We start from the raw sequence: 23126 nt of genomic DNA on the forward strand, positions 1-23126 counted from the left end.
ATAAGAAATTTCATATGGATTAGTTAACATTTCTAGAATGTATTGTATATATTCTACCGGCACATATTGTATTAAGTCATTATTTTATCACATTTGCCTTGTATTCTATAATTAGACCATAAATGATAGGCTGCTGTTGGATGTGTAGGTAGAAGCACAAAAGCATGTTCATAACATTTAGTGGACATATCATAGCTCCCGGTTTCTTCATAAACACGCCCTGTTCTATAATACCACTGGGCTAAAACCTGATTTTCAGTGTGAGTATTTAACGAAAAAATAGATTCTTCAAGTAAAGCTTTTACCCCTTCAAAATTTTTATTTTCCATTAATAAATCAGAGAATTGACCTGACAAATCTAAGCTGGATTTTATATACGGTACTAGTGCTTGGGTAATTTAAAGCTTAGATTCCGGTTCAATAAGCTTTAGTACGGGGAGTAGATATTCTGCACATTTGCTATATTGTTCAACTTCTTTTGCAAAGTAATTAAAATATAGATTTATTGCTGCAATTATACATTTAAATATCTCTTTAGCAGCTTCATTGTGCCTATTTAATATACTACATTGAAAGGCAAGACTCATTATTTGAATTTTGGTTAGTGTATCAGGTGGTATAGAAATGATTTTATCCGGCATCCATTTTATGAGTTCACCATCTAATTGATATTCAAAAAAGCCTGGTCTCTGTATTATTTCATAATTTTTCAACAATTCATGATTTGTGTAACTTTCATATGGATAATTAGGCATTAATTTATGTATTAGTGAATGCTTAATTTCTGTAACTTTCTTGCTACTTACTGTAGATTTTTCACTATTTAAATGTCCAAATATATAATGCATTACTTCTATAGCGGCACCAACAGTTGGTATAGATGAAAAGTTTTTATCCATTTCTACTACATCAAGACCGGAAAAGTTTTTTCTAAAATTTCTTATGTTACTTTCTGATAATATATTGAGGGTGTTATAAACCGTGATAATATCAAGCTTAAAAGTAATTGAAGGCTCTGCATTGTTCATGAATATAATTTAGTATTAGTTGGGCTTAAGAACTGCTACAATGTGATAGGAAAGGTTTAAAATTTTACATAGCATTATTATTAAAACTTACAGTGTATGAACTTTTTATTACTGGATTCCTGCTTCTAGCTAGGAATGACATAGAGAGGCTCAATTAACTCACAAAGCAATTCTTTCTAAGTAATGTCTATTCAAACCCAAATCCAGTAAAATATTTATGAAATTATCCGGTATCATGACCTATCATTTTAACTTTATCATAATAATAAGGTGATTCAGATTCACTATATATAGTTGTGCCGTCATCCATATAGTAAATAGAATAAGATGGAAGGCCATAAGGTCTAAAAAAAGTGTCTTTACTTATAACTTTAGGAGCTTTATCGGATTTTTGTATATTTTCTGATTTCAGCATATTAATTTTCTTAATAAATGATTGTTTTATTAATAAATAATTTTTATATATTATCACAAGAATAATTATAATAGCTATCTACAGAACCTAGAAATTCAGATTTATCAATTGCAGTATTATATTCATAAGGATATAAATATTTTTGCAATTTTAAAGTATTTTTTTGAAACAATGGGTAATTATTTGATTGTTCGTGCTTTGATAAATTGCAATATCTTCTCAAGAATTTCTTATCTTGAACATTATTAAAAGCTTTGATTTTTGAATATCTGTCTTGTTGTTTTTCTTGTAAAAAATAATCTTCATAGTCCTTATAATTCTTTGGAAGATTTAATATAAATCTAGCATATTGTTCTAACTGAAAGTTAGTTAACCAAGTAAATATAGAATATAAATTTGCTCTATAGTCCGAAGAAAAAATAACAGCAACTTCTGATCGCTTTATCTCTTCTCTTTACTCTCTCAATAACGTTATTAGATAATATAAATAACTCTTTATTAAAATGTTTTTTATTTTCTTGAGTTTGAATGATTATATCAAACAGCTCAGTTTCTAATTCATCTGAGGTAAATAATTGTTTGTATTTTGTATTTATTAAGCCATGGACCAAAAGCTATAGATTCAAGTTTTTTTAAATATTGAATTAATTTATGTGCAACTTTAGATTAAATTTAAGAGCGGCATTTTATATGAAAAATTGACATGAGTCAAGAGATATTAAATTAATGGTTTAAAAATATGTGTCACCTCGTGATTTATTCACAGAATCCAGTTTAAAATACTAATAATATTAGTATTTTTAGTTGTTTTCTGGATACTGTGGTCAAGCCACGGTATGACACTGAAGTGTTTTTCAAAAGCCATACTAAATTGATTACTAAAATTTTTCACATAACCTAATGACAAAAATAAAATATGAATATATTATTTAATTTTAGAATAATTTAAATAATATATATTCAATGAGTGCAGATACTAATATTAGCGACGGTTTAGAAGTCATTACGCAAGATCATTTATCGATTTTTTCTTTAATAAGCTCCTCCGACATTATCGGTAAGTCAGTTATGCTGATGTTGCTTATTGCCTCTATTTGGTCATGGGCTATTATTTTGGATAAAATATTTAAGCTAGTGCAAGTGCAGAAAAGCATGCGGGCATTTGAAAATGTGTTTTGGTCCGGTGGAGTATTAGAGCAATTATATGAAAGTATAAAGAGGTCGGTTAATAATCCGCTAGCTTTAATTTTTGTCTCAGCTATGGATGAGTGTAAAAGCTTAAGCACTAAAGGGCTTTCTGAAGGCTTAAAAAACAACCATAAAGAGCGTATAACGGGTGCAATGTACTTAGCTCAAAATAGGGCAGTCGAAAAGCTCGAGAAAAATTTAAGCTTCTTGGCAACTGTTGGATCAAGTGCTCCTTTCGTAGGTTTATTCGGTACCGTTTGGGGGATTATGCATAGCTTCCAATCGATTGCTACTTCAAAAAATACTTCTCTTGCTGTAGTAGCTCCCGGAATTGCTGAGGCGTTACTTGCAACTGCGATAGGCTTATTTGCAGCTATTCCGGCAGTAATTTTTTATAATTATCTGATTTCCCGTATTACTCTTATCAATAATAAGATTGAAGATTTTATTAGTGAGTTAAACTCTATACTTTCTAAGGCAATTGATCAGGAGAAAATGTAATGGCTATAAAGCTTGCCGGAAGTAATAGAAAAAGTAAAAGAGCGGTAGTTAGCGAAATTAACGTTACGCCGCTTGTTGACGTGATGCTTGTGCTATTAATTATTTTTATGATTACTTCTCCAATGCTTGTGTCAGGAGTAAACGTGGATTTGCCTGAGACAAATTCAAGCCCGATTTCAGGTCAGGATGAGCCTTTGGTTGTTACTATCAATAATAAAGGCAAAATTTTCTTACTTGAAATTCCAATAGAAAGAATGCATTTAACCGACAAGCTTGCAAATATCACTAAAGAAAAAAAGGATGCTAGAATTTTTGTAAGAGGCGATAGAAATGTTTCTTATGGGCAGGTAGTAGAGATAGTTGCCGAAATTCATGCTGCCGGCTTTTCTCGTGTAGCTCTTATTTCAAATATTGAAAATAATGAAAAGTAATCAAAATAAGGATAATTTTACGGTTTTCCTTAGCTTCTCTATTGTTCTGCACTTACTTCTTTTATATTTTTTTCTATTCGGTATGCCGTCACTTTTTGAACAATTACCGGAAGAGCAAACTATAACTTTTGAAATGTTACCTGTTAGCGATAAATCAAATATTATCACTCAGACAAAGCAAAAAGAAGCCCCTATAGAAAACGAAGACGCTAAAAAATCTGAGCAGAGTAAGCCAAAAGAAGAACCGCAAGATTTGTCTAAAGAAGAAAAAGCAAAAGAGCCTGAGGCTAAAACAATGGAAGCAAAGCCTAAAATAGAAGAGAAAAAACCTATAGAAGAACCAAAGTCTGAAGAAGCAAAAGAAGCGTTACCTGAGAAGAAAGAAGAAGTAAAGGAAGAAAAACCTAAAGAAGAAGAAAAAAAACAAGCAGAAGAAAAGAAGAAGCCCGAAGAAAAGAAAGAGGAAACGAAACCGGCTGAGAAACCTAAAGATGTGAAGAAAAAAGAGCCTAAAACCGATGAGCTTGATTCTTTGCTGAAGCATTTAGAGCAATCTTCAGAAGGGGATAATGTCAAATCCAATAAGCATCAAAGGTCAAAAAAAGCTGATAATGCACAAGAAGCTAAAGGGGTTTATACGGATGGGCTGCCTCTTTCCGATAGTGAAACATCTTTGATAAAAAGACAGATTGAAAGACATTGGAGTAATGTACCGGCAGGAGTTAGAGGTAATAATAAGGTAAAAGTCATTATTAGTATTACGCTAGATAAAGCAGGTAATGTTGAGCAGGCAAAGGTTAACAAAAAAATCTGTCCTAATATTCCGGCTAGTGTTTGTGAAGCTTTGGCAGATAATGCAATTAGAGCGGTATGGCAAGCAAGCCCTATCGAAAACCTTGACTCTGCACGCTTTAACCATTGGAAAGAGATTAATTTTAGCTTTGATCCAAGTAAATTGTAGGTTGGGCATTGCCTGCGTGGATACCACCCCGTCATTACGAGCAGTCGTAGACTGCATGGCAATCTCATGAAATAATAACAAACTCCTGAGATTGCTTCATCAATTATTGCATAATTTCCTCGCAATGACTATTTTCGAGCCACGTAGGCAAGCCTTTCGCAGGAATGACATTAAGAACCATGCAATAATTAAAAAATATTATTCATCATGTTCGTGGTGATCACCGATTAATTCAAGCCCCATATCGTGTGGCTCATTATTGAAACAACAGTAGCAGCAATAACCAAACAAGAATAATAAGGTTGCTTCCATTAAAAATAGGGTCAAAGCAGCATTACTAGAGCTTGCTAACTCATATTCTGAAGGTAATAAATCTGTAGGGATGTCTTTGTTCATAAAACTTAGTTATTATGTTTACTATTTGTAAATAAAAAAACTCTATAACTTTGTCTATTAAAATTACATTTATTTCACAAAGTTTTAAGAGCAGGATAAGTAAATAATAATACATGGCATAAATTTAGACCGAAATGAACTATCACAGAGCATAATATTTTGTCTGTTTTTAATATGCATAACCATAGAAAAAACCGCATATAGTGCTTAAAGCTATATATTCTGCCTTGAAAATATGTAATCCCAAATATTAAAGATGCTATAATAACAGCTAAAATCTGCTGTTTTGGTCAAAGATTTTGTAATGTTCTTTTAAAAAACCCTCGAAAGAATACTTCCTAAGCCATACAGACGAAAAAGCAATATTGTTTTAATGAGAAAAATGTAGGTGATAGTTAAGAATGACATATAAACCTTTGTAAAAAACTATTTTTAATATATAGTATAGTTATTTTTTAGCATTAGAAATAGAAAATTTATTAAATATAGAGATTTTTAATAAATAATAATTGGATTTTAAAAAGAAAATATAAAAGATAATCATCAAAAAAACCAATAAAATAATATATATATATATAATGGGACGATTGTATGAAAGATATAGAATATTGGGAAAAAAATTTTGAAAGCTGTAAATATTCAGATCAATTAATCGAAAGGCTTTTATTTTTAAATACCCAAGTCAAACAACCTATCGATATTAGAGAAGTTCAAAAAGGTATTTATTATGCTCGTAAATATCATGGTGAGCAAATGCGTCAATCAGGTGACCCTTATTATTCTCATCCAATCGCAGTAACGATTATGGTAGCGGAATTTGTAGCAAAAGAAGTGCCTAAACTCTTTACTTTTAGAATGCTACAAGCTGCATTACTTCATGACACTATTGAAGATACTGAACTTACTGAAGAAATAATTCGCAATATTTTTGATGAAGAAGTAGCAAGGCATGTAGCAGGTCTAACTAGAATTAAACCTTGGGGCAAAATAAGTAGCGAGAAAAGTCTTATTTTATTAATTAAACAAAAAAGATACGATACTGCTCTTATAAAACTTTTTGATAGAATACATAATTTACAAACTTTGGAAGCAAAATCGCCTGAAAAAGCTCATAAAATAATTACAGAGACATTAAAAAGCTTTTTAGTGTTAAGTGAAATACTTGAAATACCTTCAGTTTCAGATCTTATATATGCTGAATGTTATAAAAATAATTTAAAATTTAATATAAATTCTACTTTTAATAAAATTATAAATTTCGATTCGTTTCCATTTTCTCAAAATAAGTTACTCCCATAAAAAAAGTTATACCTACCGGAATGAAAATTAAAAATAATCCCCAATATCCTAGATAATTGGTAATATAAACTAAACCAAATGACGTTATAATATAAGTAAATAATTTTGCTATTGCACTTAGCATACTAGTATATGTAAATCTCTTAAAAACCGGAAAATATTTATAAAATATAGGAGCTGCTGGTACGTGATCAAATACGAATAATGCAGCTAAACATTGAAAAATAAAAATATATAAAGGAGTAGGGTTATAATTTAACATTATAGGAAAAAAAATGAGAGAGGTAAAAAATAGATATAATTTTACCTTTAGGATTTTTAAAGGATGGATTTTATAGCTAATAAATGCAAGACCGATAATACCGAGTAAGTCTATTATAGATACCCAAAAATTTTGATTTATAATTTGATTTGGAGTAAATCCACATTCTCTTTTTAATATATCACCGCAATATATATATACGAAATAAAAACACGGTGGTCTAGCACACTGGATAAAGAAATACCAAATAGAAGTGGTGTTTGGAACTTTTTGATCTAGAATATCTTTGTCAATTTCTTCAAGCATAATATTATTTTCTTGAAGTCTTAGTTTTAATTTGTTTCTTTTATTTGAAAATGCCTCTGCTTCTTTTAAACTAGTCCTTGCAATAGTACCTACAAAAGCGATAGTTGCACCAACGAAAAAGGCTATACGCCAACTTGACTCATGGTGATAAATATTTTGATTAGTAAAAATTGATGCAATACCTAGTGCTACCGTAGTGCCTACGGCAGAAAATACGGTTATAATTGTTACTAATGGATATTGTATAGGAGGAGATGAATTTTCGGTTAAGTACAGCTCTGCACCTCGTGCTTCTGCAGTTGCTGACATACCTTGAATTATACGACATATAGTAAGAACCCAAGAGGCTGTTATACCTATCTGTGCATATGTTGGCATGCTGCCTATAATCACACAAGTAATAGCCATTAATAGGGTAGTTAAAACAACTACAATCTTACGTCCAAAATGATCACCTATATACCCAAATATTAATGCTCCTATAGGTCTTAGCAAATAGGTAGAACAGAAAGAAAAGGCAGTAAGCAACGAAAAAGTGAAAGGATCATATTCCGGAAAAAATAAATTATTTAAAAGCACCGCCATATGCACATAAAGCATAAGGTCAAAATACTCTAGAAATGTACCTATAGAAAGTAATCCGACTGCTTGTTTTTGTTCTGTATTTAAACTTCGTTGTTCTTTTTCGTAGCCTAACATAACCTTTGTATATTAATTAGATTACAAAATAAGCTATACTGCTTTTGATTCAAAGTCAATAAAGGATTAAGAATTTTTAATAAATATTGTAAATATTTAGGTTTCGTAAAGTTATCTAACTTAAAATTTTCAAATTATCTATTTTTCTCTGAAAGCTTTAAATGCAGTATCAGTAACGGGATCAAGTAAATATCTAAGTAGTGTTCTAGTACCTGTTACGATTTGTACCTCAGCTTGCATACCGGGGTGTAATTCAAGATTTTTAACTTTAGCAACTTTGTTAAATGCATCCATATCGATTTCAACTCTTGCAACATAATAATTATCTTGCTGTTGTCCCGGATGCTGTCTTTCATCTTGTACGATATCGGGAGATATGCTTACTACTTTACCGGTAAATGTTGGAGTTATTCTTGATTTAAATGCACTGAAACGTATTTTTGCAACTAATCCCTCATGTACTGAGTCAATGTTTTTTTGAGATACCTTTGCTTCTATTATTAATGGGTCATTAGTTGGCGAAATTTCCATAATAGGTTGTCCGTGACTTATAACACCGCCTATTGTATGATATTTTAAATTATTAACTATACCGTCAACAGGTGATCTGATTATCACACGATTAAGCGAATCTGTCAGGGCATTATATTTTTCTTTAAGAGATGCGGTTTGTACTTGAGCTTCACAAAGCTCTGTTAAAGTCCGTTCAGTGTATTTATTTTGTTGATTTATAATTTTAATTTGAGTTTCGGTAATAGCATGGCGTATTCCTGCTATTTCGGCTTCAGTTGTTGCAACATCGCTTTTTGAAGCGGCAACTTTTGCCTCTTGGTCTAATAAGGCTGCTTTTTTTACAAAGCCTTTTTCTTTTAACGTTCTTAAAGCTTTTAAACGGTCTTGATAAACTTCAGCAGTTTTGGAGGCGGCAACTTTTTTTGCTTCTAAACCTTCAATTTTTTTCTCAAGTTGAGCAATATTTTGATGTAATGCATCTTTCTCTGAGTTATATACTTCTTTTCTAGATCTAAATAAATTTTCCTGCGTATGAATTATTTTAGCTACTTCCGGTAAATTGATATCCTGCATTAGAAAATCAGAGAATTCGATTTGTTCTAAATTATCACGTTCGGCAATTAAACGATTTTCAGTTGCTAAAAAATTACGGTACTGACCAAGAATATTTTCATGTTCGCTTTTTATTCTAGTTTCTTCAAGCTCTATTAATTTATCGCCTTCTTTGACTTTATCACCTTGCTTCACATAAATAGCATTGATTATTCCGCCTTCATGATGTTGAATCGTTTTTTTATTTGTGCTTGGCATTACGATACCGACAGCTACAGCACCACTATCAAGCGGAGCAAGAGCCGACCATAATCCACCTATTAATACTAAAAAGATCATAACATAAATACCGAAAAGTATAGGTGATCTTGCAGCTTGGGCTACGTTATTACGATCTTTATCGGTTTTCTTGGTAATAAAATTAACAAACCTATCAAGTTTTACTAATAAGAATTCTATAGCATGAGAGGTTTTCTTTAATGTAGTATTTATTAAAGCTTTACGTTTAGAACTTTGACCTTTAAGATTTAACGCATCTTCTCTTAAGGACAATAATTGTTTTAATTGTTCCGGAGTAATTTGAGGTTTATTGTGTTTTAAGTCCTGCATAATATTTAATCATTATTATATTTAGTCAGTATTGTTTGTATTTTGCGTCATTGCGAGGACATGATGTAGTAATTGACGAAGCAATCTCGATAGAATTCATGAGATTGCCACGCTCACTAAAGTTCCCTCACAATGATGATTTGGAAGCCATGCAACAATGCCAATCAAGTCACGATATGACACTTTAGTTATTAATATGAATTGTATCGCTTTTTAAAGTTTTAAAGTGTTTTTGAATCTCTTCTGCCGTTCCGTAAACTGCAACGGCTCCATCCTGTAATATTAGAATTTTATCAACAACGGATAATACGGATGGTCTATGTGAAATTACAAGAACTGCTATTCCTTTAAGTTTTGCTTGTTTTAAGGCACTTGCAAGTGCAACTTCACCTGCCTCATCTAAATTAGCATTAGGCTCATCTAAAATGATGAGTTTTGGATTACCGTAAAAAGCTCTAGCAAGCCCGATACGCTGTCTTTGACCACCTGATAGATTAGAGCCTGCAGGACCGATATCAGAATCATAACCGTCAGGGAATCTTAATATCATTTCATGAGCTCCGGCTATTTTAGCTGCTTCAATAACTTTTTGTGGATCGGCATCTTCTTCCATTCTAGCTATATTTTGTTTAATACTACCGCTAAAAAGTTCTATTCCTTGAGGAAGATAGCCGACATGTCTACCGAAATCTTCTCTATTCCAACGATAAATTTCAGCACTATCTAAACGTACGGAACCTGATGATTCTTTCCATACCCCGACTATGATTTTAGCTAAAGTTGATTTTCCTGTAGCCGAAGGACCGATAATTGCTAAAACTTCGCCCGGTTGTACTGCAAAACTAACGCCTTTTAAGATATATTTCGGTACAGGAGGTTGCGGTAAATATTGCGGTATAGGGTGAGCATAATAAATATTTTCAACAGTAAGATGACCATCAACGTTCGGAATTGGCATCGTTTCGTCTCTAGAAGAATAAGTGTTAAATAAATTATTAATGTTTTTGTATGATTTAATAGCACCGCTCATACTTTTCCATAAATCAATAGCATTATCGAAAGGAGCAAGAGCTCTGCCGACTATGATAGAACTCATAATCATATTACCGGGAGTCATATCTGCACTGTGAGATTTTACAACAATGTAAGCACCGACTCCGGTAACAGCCATTTGCATTATATTACGGATAAACCTTGAAAAGTTAGAAATAACACCGTTACGATAGCTAGCAACCGATTGCTTATCAAGTGCTAATATGTTAAATTTATGCCAATTTTTTGTAACATTCTTCATCATTCCCATTGCTTCAATTGCTTCTGCATTTCTGTTTGCAATATCGGCTTGTGTCATACCTTTTATCGAAAATTCGGTAGCTTCACCAAGTGTTTTATTAGTAGCTGCAGCGTTAAAGAAAGCGGTTGAAACTATTATCATTGCACCAAAAACGGTAATAAGACCGATATATGGATGAATTGAAAAAATAACCGCAATATAGATAAGGCTCCAAGGGGCATCGAATAAAGTATTAATTCCGGTACTTGTTAGGAATGTTTTGACGGCTTGAAAATCACGTAATAATTGGCTAGAACCCATATTTGCTCGTGTTGCAGCTGCAGAAATTGAAGAAGCAAAAATTACGGGAGCTACTGTTCTATCAAGCCATTCTCCTACCTTTATAAGTGTAAAAGAACGAGCAATTTGTAATAATCCGTAAACAAAATAAATATATGCGATTATTATTGATAAAAATAATAATGTTTGTAGATTACCGCTTCCAAGGACTCTATCAAGAACTTGTAGTGAGTAAAGAGGAGTAATTAACATTAGTAAGTTGATTACAAAAGCAAACCAAAAGACTATCCAAAAAGCTGTTCTACATTCGCCTAATGCTATTACTAGTGGGTTTTTTTTATTTAGATTATTATTTTTATTATCCATATTAGTTATATTATAAATAATTATTAATTAATTCTTCAGCAATTTGAACACTGTTTAAAGCTGCTCCTTTACGTAAGTTATCACATGTGATCCATAGATTTATCGTATTATCTCTACTTACGTCATTTCTAATTCGGGAGACATATACGGCATCTTCGCCTACCACTTCAACGGGTGAGATATACGCAAGGTAATTATTATTAGAAATTGTAACAATTCCATCGGCATCTTGTAATATTTCTTCGACTTCTTTGGCATCAATTTTGTCGTTAAATTCTATGTTAACCGATATAGAATGACCGATAAATACTGGTACTCTAACAGAAGTAACGCTAGCTTTAAAGTGATTACCTATAATTTTGTTTAGTTCAGAAGCAATTTTTGCTTCTTCACTTGTATAGCCATCTTTATTTAAATCACCTATATGAGGAAAAAGATTAAAGGCAATCTGTTTTGGAAATTTCTTAGGATCATTCTCTCCAAAAACATATTTAGATTTTGTTTGGTCGTAGAGTTCGTCCATTCCTGCTTTACCTGCTCCTGATACTGATTGATAAGTAGATATCACTACTCTTTTAATCTTTATTTCATTATCTAGCGGTTTTAATGCTACTGCAAGCGGAATGACGATACAGTTAGGGTTAGCTATGATATTTTTAGTATTAAACTCTTTAAGTGTTGATAAATTAACCTCAGGTACAATTAACGGCACTTGATTATCAACTCTAAAAAGTGAGGATTTGTCGATAACTACACAATTACTAGCAGTAGCTTTTGGTATAAATTCTTTTGACACTTCTGAACCTACACAAAAAAAAGCAATATCGATATCGTCAAAATGTAAACTTTTTAAACTATTAATTTGTAGTATTTTTTCTCCAAAGCTTATTTCCCGCCCTAGAGAGCTATCTGAAGCTATAGCATAAACTTTATTAATGGGGAAATTACGCTCAGCTAGAATATTTAGAGTTTCACGCCCTACATTTCCTGTAGCTCCGATTACTGCAATATTGTATTTTTTAGTCATTATTTATTAATCCGATGAGTTTTTCACCTCCGATAATATGGAAATGGAAATGAAAAATAGTTTGTCCCGATTTCTCGCCTTTATTAGTTATTAAACGATAACCGTCTTTATCTAAACCCGCTTCATTTGCTATATCAGAAAGTTTAGCAAAAAAATGTTTTATTTCGTCTATAGAAGCTTTAGAGATGAAATCGGCATAATCTATATATTCGTTTTTAGGTATAACGATAATATGTACAGGTGCTACGGGTGCTATATCTTTGAATGCTAAAATTTGTTCGTCTTCATAAATTATTTCTGCCGGAAGATTTTTACCTATGATTTTTGCAAAAACATTTTCTTTGTTATACATCATTTTATTCCTGTTAAAAGCTTTATTGTATGGCTTAATTTTCCGTCATTGCGAGTAAAAAATGTAAGTTTTGACGAAGCAATCCAGTAAGAAATGCTAATTTTAGCATTTCTTTAATTTTTTCTGGATTGCCGTGCAGTCTACGACTGCTCGCAATGACGATTTAATATTTATGAAACCACGTTGCTGTTAAACAAGCATACTACGTTTTAGAAATTTTAACTCAGCTTCAATTCTAGAGTTGGCAATTATATCTTCTAGTCGGTAATTATTTCTTTTTAAATAATTTTCTCTAATATCTGAAGCAAAAAAGCCGAAGCCTAATATTAAGACTATCTTAAATATAAACTTTAACTCTTCGATATTAATCGCCGTAACGATTATATTCGCTATTACGGCAATAGCAACAATTAACCACATTTTATGGTATAATGCCCAAAATATACTTAAAAGAGCCGCTATCCATGAAAAGCCTTCTGCAATAACAATAAAATTATTATTTTTTTGTGTGGAGTTAATGTATATTGCGTATATATTCATTATTTAAGTTTAAGCCTTGAAAATTCAAGGGACAATAATTAATTAAATTGGATTAGTCAAGTATACTCTGGATTAGTCAAGTATACTCGTTTAATTTGGAAAATTGGCTACGTCGTTTTGGTAAGTCCTCGGATGCTCACGTATTAATATACGCTCCACTCCTCGGCTTACAGACTCCTTGCTCTTTTCCAAATTAAACTTCGTCTATTCGTCTACTTAACAGTAATTCTAATAGTACTTAATTAACAACTTAATATCAATAAATTTTATATTATGTCAGATAATTTATCCTTACACGGTACAACAATACTTTGTTTAAAAAAGAACGAAGAAATAATTATAGCAGCAGATGGACAAGTCTCGCATGGTAATACCGTACTAAAATCTACAGCACGAAAACTTCGGACTATAGCAAATAATAAAATTATTGCCGGTTTTGCGGGTTCTACGGCTGACGGTCTTGCGTTATTTGAAAAGCTTGCAGTAAAGATAGAGCAACATAAGCATAATTTACTTAGAAGTGCAGTTGAGCTTGCAAAAGATTGGCGTAGCGATAAATATTTGAGACGTTTGGAAGCAATGATGATTGTTGCTGATCGTAGTCATATATTAATTTTAACCGGTAACGGTGATGTCGTAGAGCCTGAAAAGAATGTTGCAGCAATAGGTTCAGGCGGTTTATTTGCGCTATCTGCCGCTCGCGCTCTAATGTCTTACGAGAATAATTTAACTGCTGAAGAAATTGCTTTAAAATCTATGAATATAGCTGCAGATTTGTGTGTATTTTCTAATCATAATATTATAATGGAAAAAGTTGTATGAAAGCTACTAAAACTACTTATAAAAAAGACCCTATGGGGCTTACCCCTTCTCAAATAGTGAATGAACTTAATAGATTTATCGTAGGTCAAGAAAAGGCCAAAAAAGCTGTTGCTATTGCACTTAGAAATCGTTGTCGTCGTAAAAGAGTAGAAGGTAATTTACGTAATGAAATAGTACCGAAAAATATTTTAATGATTGGTTCAACCGGTGTCGGGAAAACGGAAATAGCAAGACGCCTTGCAAAGCTGACTAATTCTCCTTTCTATAAAATTGAAGCAACTAAATTTACCGAAGTCGGATATGTAGGGCGTGATGTAGAATCAATAATTCGTGATTTAGTCGAAATAGCCGTTAATACTGAAAAAACTTTAGCAAAAACGAAAGTAGATATTCATGCCCGTGAAAAAGCGATCGAGAGAATATTAGATAGTTTAGTAGGTAAAACTTCTAGTAGTGAGACTAGAGAAAAGTTCAAAGAAAAAATTTTAAACGGCGAACTTGATGATACGGAAATTGAAATTAGCGTAGCTGATACTACACCTGTCGGCGGTGGAAGTTTTGAAATACCGGGTATGCCGGGAGCATCTATGGGCGTTCTTAATCTTGGCGATATGATTGGACGAGCCCTTGGCAGTAGTAAGACTAAAACAAAAAAAATGCTAGTTAAAGATGCTATGGCTATTATTATACCTGAAGAATCAGAAAAATTAATAGACCAAGAAAAAATTATTCAGCAAGCTATAAATTTAGCTGAAAATGACGGTATAGTTTTTATTGACGAAATTGATAAAATAGCTTCAACTGGTAGTTCTGGAGCAAAAAATGCCGAAATAAGTAGAGAGGGAGTGCAAAGAGATTTGCTACCTTTGATAGAGGGCACGACGGTTAATACTAAATATGGACCGGTTAAAACCGATCATATATTATTTATTGCTTCCGGTGCTTTTCATATTGCTAAACCTTCTGATTTATTACCGGAGTTACAAGGAAGGTTACCGATTAGAGTAGAATTAAATTCGCTTACCAAAGATGATATGATTAAAATATTGCTTGAACCTGAAACTAGTTTAATAAAACAATATTCGGCGTTAATAGGTACTGAAGACGTACGTCTTGAATTTGCTGCTTCTGCTATTGAGAAGATAGCGGATTATGCGATCACCGTTAATTTAGAAGTCGAGGATATAGGGGCTAGAAGGCTGCATACTATACTTGAGAATTTGCTTGAGGATATAAGCTTTGAAGCTAGCGAAATGAAAGGCAAAAAAATAACTATCGATGATAAATTCGTAGAAAATCAATTATCAAAAATAATAACTAATCTCGACTTAGCTAAGTTTGTTCTATAGTACGTTTTTCAATCAATGGTTAAGGTAAGATTGTTATTTTTCATCATTACGAGGCAATTACGTCAGTAATTGACGAAGCAATCTCAGGAGTTTGTTATTATTTCATGAGATTGCCACGCAGCCTATGTCTGCTCGCAATGACGATTTAGTAGTATCCATGCAATAACATCTACAACCTAGCAAAATAGTATTTTAAGAAAAATTTCATGATAAGGCATATAGCAAGTCTAACGTGTTAAAGCAGTTTTATCTTCTATAGGGCTTGCACTACATACTAAAAAGATTTTAATAAATTTAGTTCTGGCAGATTTAGTAAAAGAAGGAAGCCACTTCGATCTTGCGATTGCTTGTGCGATACTTACCGCAATGAATATTTTATCTGAACTTGAAATTGCGGAATATTTGATAATAGGAGAGCTATCATTAGACGGTTCAAGCTTACCGGTAAGTGGAGCTTTACCTGCAGCGGTTGGGGCTTCTGTTAGAGGTAAAGGTCTTATTTGTTCAAGTAAAAACAGCTCGGAAGTTGCTTGGTCGTGTAATGATAATATACTTGTTGCAGGTAATTTAATTGAACTAGTAAATCATTTTAAAGGTTCACAAGTTTTAACTCCTCTGGAAGCTAAGCTACAAGATGAGCCGATAAATTATCCCGATTTTAAAGATATAAAAGGTCAAAAAATTGCTAAACAAGCTTTAGAAATTGCAGCATCAGGTGGCATAACCTTTTAATGTTTGGTCCTCCCGGAACCGGTAAATCAAGACTTGTGCCTGTCTTCCCAGTATACTACCTAAAATGTCTACAAAAGAAATTTTAGAATGTAGTACGATTACAAGTATTGCAGGAAAATTTTTAGACGGTAAACTTACCAAAGCAAGGCCGTGTAGAACTCCACATTATTCATGCTCATTGGCCGTTATGGTCGGTGGCGGTGTCGGAAAAAAAGTAAAGCCTGGGGAAATTACGCTAGCTCATAACGGAGTATTATTTTGAGATGAACTACCTGAATTTCCACAGCATGTTATTGATGCATGAAGACAGCCTATTGAAAACGGTGAAATACTAATCTCACGATCAAATGCTCATATAAAATATCTGGCAAATTTCCAGTTAATAGCAGCTATGAATCCTTGTAAATGCGGTTATTGAGGCGATTCTTATAAAGAATGTATGAAAGCTCCAAAATGTGCTAGCGACTATCAAATGAAAGTATCGGGACCTATTATGGATAGATTTGATTTGTATATAGAAGTATCTAGTATTAATGTTTATAATTATGACTTGATTGTAGATAACTCTGAGGAAGAATCTGAATATATAGCTGCAAGAGTTGAGAAAGTACGTTTAATTCAAGAAAAGAGATATGAGGGCTATAATATTAAAACAAATAACAGATTAGATGGGCAGTTGTTAATAGATTATGCTATGCCTGCGGATGAAGGTAAAGATTTACTGAATGAAGCGGCAAATAAATTTTGTTTATCAATGCGTGCTTATAACCGAATACTTAGAGTAGCACGCACGATTGCTGATCTTAAGAATGTTGATAAGGTCTTGAAAGTGCATATTGCAGAAGCTTTGAGTTACCGTAAAATGGAATTTAATAATATGTATACGAAGATCAACTTCAAAAATGCTACGTCGTCCTACAAGAGCTTCGGTACTCACGTATTAAGTATACGATGCGTTCCTCGCCTTGTGGACTCCTTGCTCTTTTTGAAGTTGATCTTCGTATACTGTCTTCATTTTTTGCAATATATTTAAGATGATTTAAGGATAAAAGATATGAGTACTATAATAAGTTTTGATTACGCTATAAAATATTTATTAAAAGATAAAGGGGATTATGAAATAGTCGAGGGATTTATTTCGGCTATTCTTAAAGATGCTGGTTATAGTGCTGTTAAAATAAAATCCCCTTACTAGAAAGTGGCAGTAATAAAGAAAATGATAGCTTAAAATCTAGCGTAGCAGATGTCATTGTGGAAGATGAAGAAGGGCATAAATAATATAGTAGAAATAGATAAATCCTATACAAATCTTTTTATGCATAAAACTTGTTTTAATTCTAGTAGATTAATAGTTGATAGTATTTCTAAGAGCGAGGATTATTCTACTATAAAAAAATATTTCATATTAATTTATTGTATTTTCCTTTTGATAATATGAAAGCACCTTTATATCACGGTAAGACTATTTTTAGAGAAGTTGATAAAAAACACCCTATGAAATTTTCTTTGGGAGATATGAGAGGTAAAATATTTGATTTATATAATGTATTTCCAGAATATGTTGTAATATCAGTACCATTATTTAATGATGTTATAAGAGATGAATTGGATGAATGGCTATATGTAGTAAAACATTCTGAAGTTAAGAAAGATTTTAAATCACCATATATGAAGAAAGTAGCAAAACGTTTTGATATACTGAAGATGACTCCTAAAGAGCAAATAATTTATCATGCCTATATGAATAGAAGCTATAAAGAGCGTGATTATATAGTTTCTGCTGAAGAAAAAGGTAGAGAACAAGGTATGGCAAAAGGAATAGAGGAGGGGAGGAAAAAAGGTAAACAAGAAGGTGAAGTTACAAAAAGTATAAAAATAGCAACAAAGATGTTAATGAAAAAAAACTCGATAGAAAAAATACATGAGATTACTGAAGTATCTATAAAAGAAATAGAGCGATTACAAACAGAAATTGAGAACCTTAAAAAATAACTATCTTTAATGACAAAAATTTACTTTATAGCTGGTGAGGTGTCAGGAGACTTTGTAGGTGGTCGTATAATGCAGCATTTAAAAAACAATACAGGAGTACAACTCAATTCACCTGTATCAAGTTTTGTGAATGACGCTGTACAGTTTGTTGGTGTTGGCGGCAAATATATGGAAGAAGCCGGTAGCTTTAAAAGCTTATTTCCTATTACTTCCATAAATTTAATGGGTTTTGTAGAAATTTTGCCTCATATTTTTAAGCTTAAAAAATTAATTGATAAAACTGTGGAGGATATAATAAATAGTAAAGCTGATTTATTAATTACCATAGATTCACCAGGGTTTACTTATCGTGTGGCAAAGCGAGTAAGGAAACTTTTACCAAAGCTGAAAATGATTCATATCGTTGCACCGTCAGTTTGGGCATATAAAGAGGGTAGGGCAGTAAAATACGCTAAAATTTATGATTGTTTATTTGCTTTACTACCGTTTGAACCTCCATGTTTTACTAAAGTCGGTCTTGATTGTAGATATATAGGTCATCCGATTATGGAGCAAGAGTTTTATAGTGATAAAATAGCTTTACGTGAAGAGTTTAAAATAGATGAGAATGAGAGAGTTTTGTGTGTTACTCTTGGTAGTAGAAAGGGTGAGATTCTAAGGCATTTATCGGTTTTTGTTTCTTCTATTGAAGAAATATTCAAGAGTTGTAATAATCTTAAAGTTATATTTACTCTTGCAGATCCTGCTCATGAGGCAATAATAAAACCGTTTCTAGAAGATGTTAAGTTTAATTATTTATTTTCAAGTGAGAGACTTAAAACTTATGCTGTTGCGGATGTAGCTTTAGCAAAATCCGGTACTAATACTTTAGAGATAGCAGCTTCCGGTACTCCTATGATTGTGGCTTATAAAGTTAATCTTATAAGCTTTTTTATTATCAGGCTATGGATAAAAATAAAATATGTTACGTTGATAAATATTATAGCCGATAAAGAAATAATTCCGGAATTTATCCAATTTAATTGCCGAGCTAATCTTATTAGTAATAAGCTTCAAGAGTTATTATTTAATTCTAAGAAAGCTTATGAGCAGGTAATAGAAAGCCAAAAAATTTTGCAGCAATTAGGATTTAAATCAAACCGATTACAGCTAAATTCAGAAAGTTTTAGACACGATGAATTTAAAGGCACGCTAGCAAGGTGTACAAAAGTACGTGAACACAGGCTTAGCTTGGAAAATTCGCTTGTATCAAGTGATCGAGATGACGCTGTACCTTCTTATATAGCTGCAGAAATTATTAAACAGGAGTTCTTAGAACCTAAAATAAAGTTGTTAAAAGAGAAAGATTAGTACTTGAAACCGGTGGTCCACAACATTTTCTGAATTATAATAAACATTAATATTAATATAATAACAAAATATATTTCCATGTTTTTTCTTATAGTATTAATTTGTTTCATTAAAATTTTTAAATCATTGGCAATTTTTTTGTATTCCTCATTGTTATCAGAACGCATTGTTGTCAAGAAACCGGATAAGTTTCCTAACTTATTTTGTAAAGCTTTTAACCTTTCAGTCTGTTCTTCGTGTTTTAGATCGGTATTGTGATCTTGTATCATAATATATAATGCCCATTATAAGATCAGTATTAACGCCGGTATAGTAATATGCACTATGAATAAAGATGTATATTTTTTGTTTGTAATAAAAATTCTAACTTTTCATTTTACAGGAGTATACTATTGTTATAGTAAATTGGTTTGCGTTATTAATTTGTTGCTCATTAGTTATCTCATTTTAATTACCAAATATTAAAACTATTGATTGATTTAGCACAAACTATATAATTTAAATTTAGCAAAAAGTTAGTTTTACTATATGTTATTTCAAATGTCAAGAAAAAAACCACATTTCATGGTAATTATTTTTATCAATATTTCTAAGCCTTATAAAAATAATAGTTATTATGTTAAACAACCTATTAAAAACTAAACTTTTTTTAGTTATAGTATCTCTAACTATATTTATTACTTTGCTAAATTTTAGTATATTTTATATTTTTGTGCCGGGTGATCTTACTCAAAATAAAACGATAATTATTGAACCTAAATTATCCGTAAATCAAATAGTTACAAAACTTTATTCTAATGAAGTAATCAAATATCCAAGAATTTTTAAGGTAATTGCTAAAATTTATTCTATAAAAAGACCTCTTAAAAGTGGTGAATATGTGTTTACTCGTAATATATCGCCTCTGCAAACTTTAAGAATATTAGCAAGCGGTAAATCTATAATACACAAGATAATTGTCCCGGAAGGTACGGTAGTTAGTGAGGTTATAAAGCAAATTAATGAAGAAAGTCGATTACTTGGAGAAATAAAAGGGATAATACCTGAAGGTTTTTTAATGCCTTCCACGTATTTTTTTTCTTACGGTGATCAAAAAGAGCAGATAATTGATCACATGAGAAATTTAATGTCTGCTAATTTAGATAAAGTAATGCAAAATCTTGCACCGGATTCTCCATTAAAAACTAGACTTGAGGTATTAACGCTAGCTTCGATAATTGAAAAAGAGGCCGGCTCAAATGCAGAAAAGCCTATTATAGCAGCAGTATTTATTAATCGTTTAAAGAAAAATATGAAGCTACAAGCCGATTCGACTACTATATATGCTTTGACTGAAGGAAAATTTAAATTAGCAAGAGCTTTAACAAAAAAAGATTTATTGCAAGAACTACCCTATAATACTTATTATATAAAAGGTTTACCACCCGGTCCGATTTCTTGTCCGTCGTTAAAATCTTTAGAAGCAGTGGTAAAATCTGCTAAAACGGATGCATTATTTTTTGTAGTTGACGGTAAAGGCGGGCATAATTTTTCTAACAATCTTAATGATCATAATAGATTTGTTGAAACTTATCGAAAAAGTTTGATTAAAGTACCTGAGCCGGCAATTGATCCTGAAAAACCATCTACTCGATGAACTTCAAAATTGGCTGCGTCATCTTATAAGAGCTGTGGTGCTCATGTATTAAGTATACGCTCCGCTCCTTGCCTTATAGACTCCTTACTCTTTTTGAAGTTGATTTGCGTATATTTTTATCTACTTAAGGGATGTTATCATGAATAATAGTGAATTTAGTAAAATAGCCGAGACAACAATTGCATATATAGCAGAAAAGATAGAAGAGCAGGATAAAGAAGCAAGTATAGATGTAGATTTACAAGGCGATATATTAAACCTTGATACTGATAAAGGGGTATATGTAATAAATAAACAAAGTGCCGCCAAAGAAATTTGGTTGTCGTCGCCGGTTAGCGGTCCTTATCATTTTTGTTATGAACAAGGCAAATGGACAAATAGAGCAGGGCTTGAATTAATGGCTATTTTAACTGAAGAACTTAATATTAAATTTGATACTCGCCCCACTTGAAAAATTAGCAACAATGTCTTTGTAAGACCTCGGATGCTGAACGTTTAATATACGCTCCGCTCCTCGGCTGACAGACCGATTACTCTTTTCCAAGTTAAACTTCGTATCACTACTCTTCATTTTACTTCGGAGTATATATGAAAGATTTTGAAACTGCCGATAGTGCCGAAAAAGTTTATGATTTAATAATAAAAAATGCTCCTACTCGTGCATCTATATTCATTGATGTTGACGATACGCTTATAACTCCTAAATCAAAAACTTTTAAGCAGCCGCCTTATAATCAAATAATTGATAGAATTAAGGAAATGACAATTATGAGGAAATTATCAGTAATTGGCGTTTGCAGCGAAAAGTAATATTAATTGATGAAGAGTGGGTAGAAGTTATAAACAAGCTCAAGGAAAAGTTTTCGGTTTATGGTCTTACACAAATGAATACGGGAGCATTCGGCAATATTCCTTCTATGCAAGATTGGCGATATAAAGAACTAAAAGAGCTGGGTATCGAATTTTCAGATAATGAAAAATTAGCAATTTATAATTCAGGACAAAAGGATGATGCTATTTTTTATAAAGGTATATTTATAACCGGTAATCACTCAAAAAGTGGTAATTTATCAAAATTTTCTGAAGAGCTAAATGCTAGTTTATTGTATTTGTTGATGATCGTGCGAAGCATATTGAAGATGTAGGAGATTATTGTAAAAAGAATAAAATAGGTTTTTTAGACATTTTATTTGACGGGCTTAAAAATTTAACAGGCGAACCTGATCCTACACTTGCCGAATTTTAAGAATCATATTTAATAGAAAACGCTAAATGGCTTGAAGACATAGAAGCTTATGGGCTAATGGTCAGGAAGTAATAATTAAATAGAATACATGCATACATAGATATCGTCATTGCGAGCAGCCATATAGGCGGTGTGGCAATCCATAAAAAATAATAAAAATTCTGTAAATCAGAATTCTAATTTCAAATCTAGTATCCGCAAATACTTATAGGCAGATACATTACAAAATAACACCTTTGTCTAATACGTCTGTTTCAGCTATCAAAGTTGAGACGGAAATAATCGGCAATATGAGTGGTGAGGTTGTTTTAGATTTACCCTATGCATGGGCAAATGCCTACATATTACAAGCAAATCAAAAATGTTAAGCTAGAATCTCCTATTGGAAAATTACAGTTTAGAAATCAAGACTCGAATAAAGCTATTTTAAATACGGGAAAAATCAATATTATTCGTTTAAGCTACGCAATATATCAAAAAACCGGTAATCCTTGTGATATCCACGAAGCAATAATTAGACAAAATTTAATTCATTCACCGGGTTATGGGCTTTTTGCTACTCCCGGTGATCTAAATGGAAATGATATAGTAGCGTTTAACATTGAATGGAATAATATTCCTGATAGTTGGGAAACAATATCAGATTATGGTCTTGGTAAAAGCGTGAAATTTAAAGCTATGCCGATTGAATTATATAGTGCGGTTTATGCAGCGGGTGATTTACGTGTTTACAAAATTGTTGATCAAAAAAATCCTGTATATCTTTCGTTACATGGTCAATTTGATTTTAAAGATTAAGAAATAGCTGCTTATATAAATAAAATTATCAAGGGACAAACCACATTTTTCCATGATAATGATTTTTCCTTATTATCTACTAAGCTTAATCGAGGGGAATCAACCTAGACATATAGCCAGAACGGGCTTAACTCATAGTTTTACTGCATTTATTCCTCAAGGTTTGGACAAACAGGATTATAT

General features: G+C 32.0%; 30 protein-coding genes and 2 pseudogenes. 19 read left to right on the forward strand and 13 right to left on the reverse strand.

Translation table 11 applies throughout. From position 1 onward, the window contains the following. Positions 1-71 precede the first annotated feature (71 nt). The 3 genes from RPR_RS09095 to RPR_RS04455 form a co-directional block, all read right to left on the reverse strand. The gene (locus RPR_RS09095; protein ID WP_228368802.1) at positions 72-356 is read right to left on the reverse strand and encodes a tetratricopeptide repeat protein; all 285 of its coding nucleotides are present in this window, start codon (positions 354-356) and stop codon (positions 72-74) included. 42 nt (positions 357-398) lie between these two features. Then, the gene (locus RPR_RS09100; RefSeq protein ID WP_228368803.1) at positions 399-1028 is read right to left on the reverse strand and encodes a hypothetical protein; all 630 of its coding nucleotides are present in this window, start codon (positions 1026-1028) and stop codon (positions 399-401) included. A gap of 223 nt (positions 1029-1251) precedes the next feature. After that, positions 1252-1443, reverse strand: a complete 192-nt coding sequence (locus RPR_RS04455) for a hypothetical protein (protein ID WP_085065812.1) — start codon at positions 1441-1443, stop codon at positions 1252-1254. A 963-nt stretch (positions 1444-2406) separates the two neighbouring features. Here RPR_RS04455 and tolQ point away from each other — a divergent pair. From tolQ to RPR_RS04480, 3 genes are read left to right on the forward strand one after another with little or no spacing between them, the layout of a single operon-like run. Then, complete coding sequence (tolQ, locus tag RPR_RS04470) at positions 2407-3132, forward strand: protein TolQ (RefSeq protein WP_012736783.1); 726 nt, start codon at positions 2407-2409, stop codon at positions 3130-3132. Continuing rightward, on the forward strand, positions 3132-3563 hold the full coding sequence (tolR, locus tag RPR_RS04475; protein ID WP_012736784.1) for a protein TolR: 432 nt from the start codon (positions 3132-3134) through the stop codon (positions 3561-3563). Before tolQ ends, tolR begins: the two co-directional genes overlap by 1 nt. Then, complete coding sequence (locus RPR_RS04480) at positions 3553-4524, forward strand: periplasmic protein TonB, links inner and outer membranes (RefSeq protein WP_012737085.1); 972 nt, start codon at positions 3553-3555, stop codon at positions 4522-4524. Before tolR ends, RPR_RS04480 begins: the two co-directional genes overlap by 11 nt. 198 nt (positions 4525-4722) lie before the next feature. Here the strand turns inward: RPR_RS04480 and RPR_RS04485 are convergent, their stop codons facing one another. Together RPR_RS04485 and RPR_RS09905 are read right to left on the reverse strand one after the other, a co-directional pair. Further along, positions 4723-4920, reverse strand: a complete 198-nt coding sequence (locus RPR_RS04485) for a hypothetical protein (RefSeq protein WP_085065694.1) — start codon at positions 4918-4920, stop codon at positions 4723-4725. Positions 4921-4994: 74 nt separating this feature from the next. Continuing rightward, entirely contained in the window at positions 4995-5198 is a 204-nt protein-coding gene (locus RPR_RS09905; RefSeq protein WP_146603371.1) for a CPBP family intramembrane metalloprotease, read from the reverse strand. A gap of 313 nt (positions 5199-5511) precedes the next feature. Here RPR_RS09905 and RPR_RS04495 point away from each other — a divergent pair, with 313 nt between their 5' ends. After that, the gene (locus tag RPR_RS04495; RefSeq protein WP_012736785.1) at positions 5512-6219 is read left to right on the forward strand and encodes an HD domain-containing protein; all 708 of its coding nucleotides are present in this window, start codon (positions 5512-5514) and stop codon (positions 6217-6219) included. Here RPR_RS04495 and RPR_RS04500 read toward each other — a convergent pair. The 7 genes from RPR_RS04500 to RPR_RS04530 form a co-directional block, all read right to left on the reverse strand. Next, complete coding sequence (locus tag RPR_RS04500) at positions 6170-7486, reverse strand: MFS transporter (protein ID WP_012736786.1); 1317 nt, start codon at positions 7484-7486, stop codon at positions 6170-6172. The two genes, RPR_RS04495 and RPR_RS04500, sit on opposite strands and share 50 nt — an antisense overlap. Positions 7487-7624: 138 nt before the next feature. Continuing rightward, positions 7625-9160: an HlyD family type I secretion periplasmic adaptor subunit gene (locus RPR_RS04505; RefSeq protein WP_012736787.1), complete on the reverse strand. Its 1536-nt coding sequence runs from the start codon at positions 9158-9160 to the stop codon at positions 7625-7627. A 184-nt stretch (positions 9161-9344) separates the two neighbouring features. Further along, positions 9345-11099 (reverse strand): type I secretion system permease/ATPase, encoded by a 1755-nt coding sequence (locus RPR_RS04510; protein WP_012736788.1) that lies wholly within the window; start codon positions 11097-11099, stop codon positions 9345-9347. Positions 11100-11109: 10 nt separating this feature from the next. Beyond that, on the reverse strand, positions 11110-12126 hold the full coding sequence (gene asd / locus RPR_RS04515) for an aspartate-semialdehyde dehydrogenase (protein WP_012736789.1): 1017 nt from the start codon (positions 12124-12126) through the stop codon (positions 11110-11112). Then, positions 12119-12478, reverse strand: a complete 360-nt coding sequence (locus RPR_RS04520; protein ID WP_012150637.1) for an HIT domain-containing protein — start codon at positions 12476-12478, stop codon at positions 12119-12121. Before RPR_RS04520 ends, asd begins: the two co-directional genes overlap by 8 nt. Positions 12479-12667: 189 nt before the next feature. Continuing rightward, positions 12668-13018, reverse strand: coding sequence for a DUF2628 domain-containing protein (locus RPR_RS04525; protein ID WP_012736790.1), 351 nt, complete (start codon positions 13016-13018; stop codon positions 12668-12670). 90 nt (positions 13019-13108) lie between these two features. Next, a complete protein-coding gene (locus RPR_RS04530) occupies positions 13109-13210 on the reverse strand; it encodes a palindromic element RPE5 domain-containing protein (protein WP_085065695.1) in 102 nt (33 codons plus the stop codon). Between the two features lie 81 nt (positions 13211-13291). On the opposite strand from RPR_RS04530, the gene hslV reads away from it, so the two are divergent. From hslV to lpxB, 9 genes and pseudogenes are all read left to right on the forward strand, one after another. Next, a complete protein-coding gene (gene hslV, locus RPR_RS04535; RefSeq protein ID WP_012736791.1) occupies positions 13292-13840 on the forward strand; it encodes an ATP-dependent protease subunit HslV in 549 nt (182 codons plus the stop codon). Continuing rightward, positions 13837-15189: an ATP-dependent protease ATPase subunit HslU gene (gene hslU, locus RPR_RS04540; protein ID WP_012736792.1), complete on the forward strand. Its 1353-nt coding sequence runs from the start codon at positions 13837-13839 to the stop codon at positions 15187-15189. The genes hslV and hslU overlap by 4 nt, the downstream gene beginning before the upstream one ends. A gap of 288 nt (positions 15190-15477) precedes the next feature. After that, the gene (locus tag RPR_RS08580) at positions 15478-15921 is read left to right on the forward strand and encodes a magnesium chelatase domain-containing protein (protein ID WP_266105333.1); all 444 of its coding nucleotides are present in this window, start codon (positions 15478-15480) and stop codon (positions 15919-15921) included. A 64-nt stretch (positions 15922-15985) separates the two neighbouring features. Further along, positions 15986-16396, forward strand: a pseudogene (locus RPR_RS09910) (ATP-binding protein); the annotation flags it as partial. An 18-nt stretch (positions 16397-16414) separates the two neighbouring features. Continuing rightward, a complete protein-coding gene (locus RPR_RS09915; protein WP_266105334.1) occupies positions 16415-16954 on the forward strand; it encodes an ATP-binding protein in 540 nt (179 codons plus the stop codon). A gap of 21 nt (positions 16955-16975) precedes the next feature. After that, positions 16976-17116, forward strand: a complete 141-nt coding sequence (locus RPR_RS08590; protein WP_187145779.1) for a hypothetical protein — start codon at positions 16976-16978, stop codon at positions 17114-17116. A 56-nt stretch (positions 17117-17172) separates the two neighbouring features. Further along, positions 17173-17359 (forward strand): annotated as a pseudogene (locus tag RPR_RS04565) (hypothetical protein). Continuing rightward, a complete protein-coding gene (locus RPR_RS04570) occupies positions 17335-17913 on the forward strand; it encodes a hypothetical protein (RefSeq protein WP_012736793.1) in 579 nt (192 codons plus the stop codon). The pseudogene RPR_RS04565 and the gene RPR_RS04570 overlap by 25 nt, the downstream one beginning before the upstream one ends. 9 nt (positions 17914-17922) lie before the next feature. Continuing rightward, a complete protein-coding gene (lpxB, locus tag RPR_RS04575) occupies positions 17923-19263 on the forward strand; it encodes a lipid-A-disaccharide synthase (RefSeq protein WP_012736794.1) in 1341 nt (446 codons plus the stop codon). Here the strand turns inward: lpxB and RPR_RS04580 are convergent. Beyond that, positions 19260-19532 (reverse strand): hypothetical protein, encoded by a 273-nt coding sequence (locus tag RPR_RS04580; RefSeq protein WP_012736795.1) that lies wholly within the window; start codon positions 19530-19532, stop codon positions 19260-19262. The genes lpxB and RPR_RS04580 overlap by 4 nt on opposite strands. Before the next feature lie 347 nt (positions 19533-19879). Here RPR_RS04580 and mltG point away from each other — a divergent pair, with 347 nt between their 5' ends. From mltG to RPR_RS04610, 6 genes are all read left to right on the forward strand, one after another. Next, on the forward strand, positions 19880-20899 hold the full coding sequence (mltG, locus tag RPR_RS04585) for an endolytic transglycosylase MltG (protein WP_012736796.1): 1020 nt from the start codon (positions 19880-19882) through the stop codon (positions 20897-20899). A gap of 139 nt (positions 20900-21038) precedes the next feature. Next, a complete protein-coding gene (gene cyaY / locus RPR_RS04590) occupies positions 21039-21350 on the forward strand; it encodes an iron donor protein CyaY (RefSeq protein WP_012736797.1) in 312 nt (103 codons plus the stop codon). A gap of 137 nt (positions 21351-21487) precedes the next feature. Continuing rightward, positions 21488-21709 carry a hypothetical protein gene (locus RPR_RS09110; RefSeq protein WP_085065699.1) on the forward strand — a complete coding sequence of 74 codons (222 nt, stop codon included), beginning with the start codon at positions 21488-21490 and terminating at the stop codon, positions 21707-21709. After that, positions 21694-22044 (forward strand): hypothetical protein, encoded by a 351-nt coding sequence (locus RPR_RS08190; RefSeq protein WP_266105303.1) that lies wholly within the window; start codon positions 21694-21696, stop codon positions 22042-22044. The genes RPR_RS09110 and RPR_RS08190 overlap by 16 nt, the downstream gene beginning before the upstream one ends. Beyond that, on the forward strand, positions 22032-22145 hold the full coding sequence (locus RPR_RS09505; protein WP_230453593.1) for a hypothetical protein: 114 nt from the start codon (positions 22032-22034) through the stop codon (positions 22143-22145). The genes RPR_RS08190 and RPR_RS09505 overlap by 13 nt, the downstream gene beginning before the upstream one ends. Positions 22146-22466: 321 nt before the next feature. Further along, positions 22467-22943 (forward strand): hypothetical protein, encoded by a 477-nt coding sequence (locus RPR_RS04610; protein ID WP_012736798.1) that lies wholly within the window; start codon positions 22467-22469, stop codon positions 22941-22943. Positions 22944-23126 lie beyond the last annotated feature (183 nt).

Source organism: Rickettsia peacockii str. Rustic (assembly GCF_000021525.1).
In the GTDB taxonomy this organism is placed as follows: Bacteria; Pseudomonadota; Alphaproteobacteria; order Rickettsiales; family Rickettsiaceae; genus Rickettsia; species Rickettsia rickettsii.

Excerpts from the sequence above, each read along its gene's own strand:
- RPR_RS09100 (WP_228368803.1), bottom strand. The coding sequence starts at position 1,028 with ATGAACAATGCAGAGCCTTCAATTACTTTTAAGCTTGATATTATCACG.
- RPR_RS04455 (WP_085065812.1), bottom strand. The coding sequence starts at position 1,443 with ATGCTGAAATCAGAAAATATACAAAAATCCGATAAAGCTCCTAAAGTT.
- tolQ (WP_012736783.1), top strand. The coding sequence starts at position 2,407 with ATGAGTGCAGATACTAATATTAGCGACGGTTTAGAAGTCATTACGCAA.
- tolR (WP_012736784.1), top strand. The coding sequence starts at position 3,132 with ATGGCTATAAAGCTTGCCGGAAGTAATAGAAAAAGTAAAAGAGCGGTA.
- RPR_RS04480 (WP_012737085.1), top strand. The coding sequence starts at position 3,553 with ATGAAAAGTAATCAAAATAAGGATAATTTTACGGTTTTCCTTAGCTTC.
- RPR_RS04485 (WP_085065694.1), bottom strand. The coding sequence starts at position 4,920 with ATGAACAAAGACATCCCTACAGATTTATTACCTTCAGAATATGAGTTA.
- RPR_RS04495 (WP_012736785.1), top strand. The coding sequence starts at position 5,512 with ATGAAAGATATAGAATATTGGGAAAAAAATTTTGAAAGCTGTAAATAT.
- RPR_RS04500 (WP_012736786.1), bottom strand. The coding sequence starts at position 7,486 with ATGTTAGGCTACGAAAAAGAACAACGAAGTTTAAATACAGAACAAAAA.
- RPR_RS04505 (WP_012736787.1), bottom strand. The coding sequence starts at position 9,160 with ATGCAGGACTTAAAACACAATAAACCTCAAATTACTCCGGAACAATTA.
- RPR_RS04510 (WP_012736788.1), bottom strand. The coding sequence starts at position 11,099 with ATGGATAATAAAAATAATAATCTAAATAAAAAAAACCCACTAGTAATA.
- asd (WP_012736789.1), bottom strand. The coding sequence starts at position 12,126 with ATGACTAAAAAATACAATATTGCAGTAATCGGAGCTACAGGAAATGTA.
- RPR_RS04520 (WP_012150637.1), bottom strand. The coding sequence starts at position 12,478 with ATGTATAACAAAGAAAATGTTTTTGCAAAAATCATAGGTAAAAATCTT.
- RPR_RS04525 (WP_012736790.1), bottom strand. The coding sequence starts at position 13,018 with ATGAATATATACGCAATATACATTAACTCCACACAAAAAAATAATAAT.
- hslV (WP_012736791.1), top strand. The coding sequence starts at position 13,292 with ATGTCAGATAATTTATCCTTACACGGTACAACAATACTTTGTTTAAAA.
- hslU (WP_012736792.1), top strand. The coding sequence starts at position 13,837 with ATGAAAGCTACTAAAACTACTTATAAAAAAGACCCTATGGGGCTTACC.
- RPR_RS09915 (WP_266105334.1), top strand. The coding sequence starts at position 16,415 with ATGGATAGATTTGATTTGTATATAGAAGTATCTAGTATTAATGTTTAT.
- RPR_RS08590 (WP_187145779.1), top strand. The coding sequence starts at position 16,976 with ATGAGTACTATAATAAGTTTTGATTACGCTATAAAATATTTATTAAAA.
- lpxB (WP_012736794.1), top strand. The coding sequence starts at position 17,923 with ATGACAAAAATTTACTTTATAGCTGGTGAGGTGTCAGGAGACTTTGTA.
- RPR_RS04580 (WP_012736795.1), bottom strand. The coding sequence starts at position 19,532 with ATGATACAAGATCACAATACCGATCTAAAACACGAAGAACAGACTGAA.
- mltG (WP_012736796.1), top strand. The coding sequence starts at position 19,880 with ATGTTAAACAACCTATTAAAAACTAAACTTTTTTTAGTTATAGTATCT.
- cyaY (WP_012736797.1), top strand. The coding sequence starts at position 21,039 with ATGAATAATAGTGAATTTAGTAAAATAGCCGAGACAACAATTGCATAT.
- RPR_RS09110 (WP_085065699.1), top strand. The coding sequence starts at position 21,488 with ATGAAAGATTTTGAAACTGCCGATAGTGCCGAAAAAGTTTATGATTTA.
- RPR_RS04610 (WP_012736798.1), top strand. The coding sequence starts at position 22,467 with ATGCATGGGCAAATGCCTACATATTACAAGCAAATCAAAAATGTTAAG.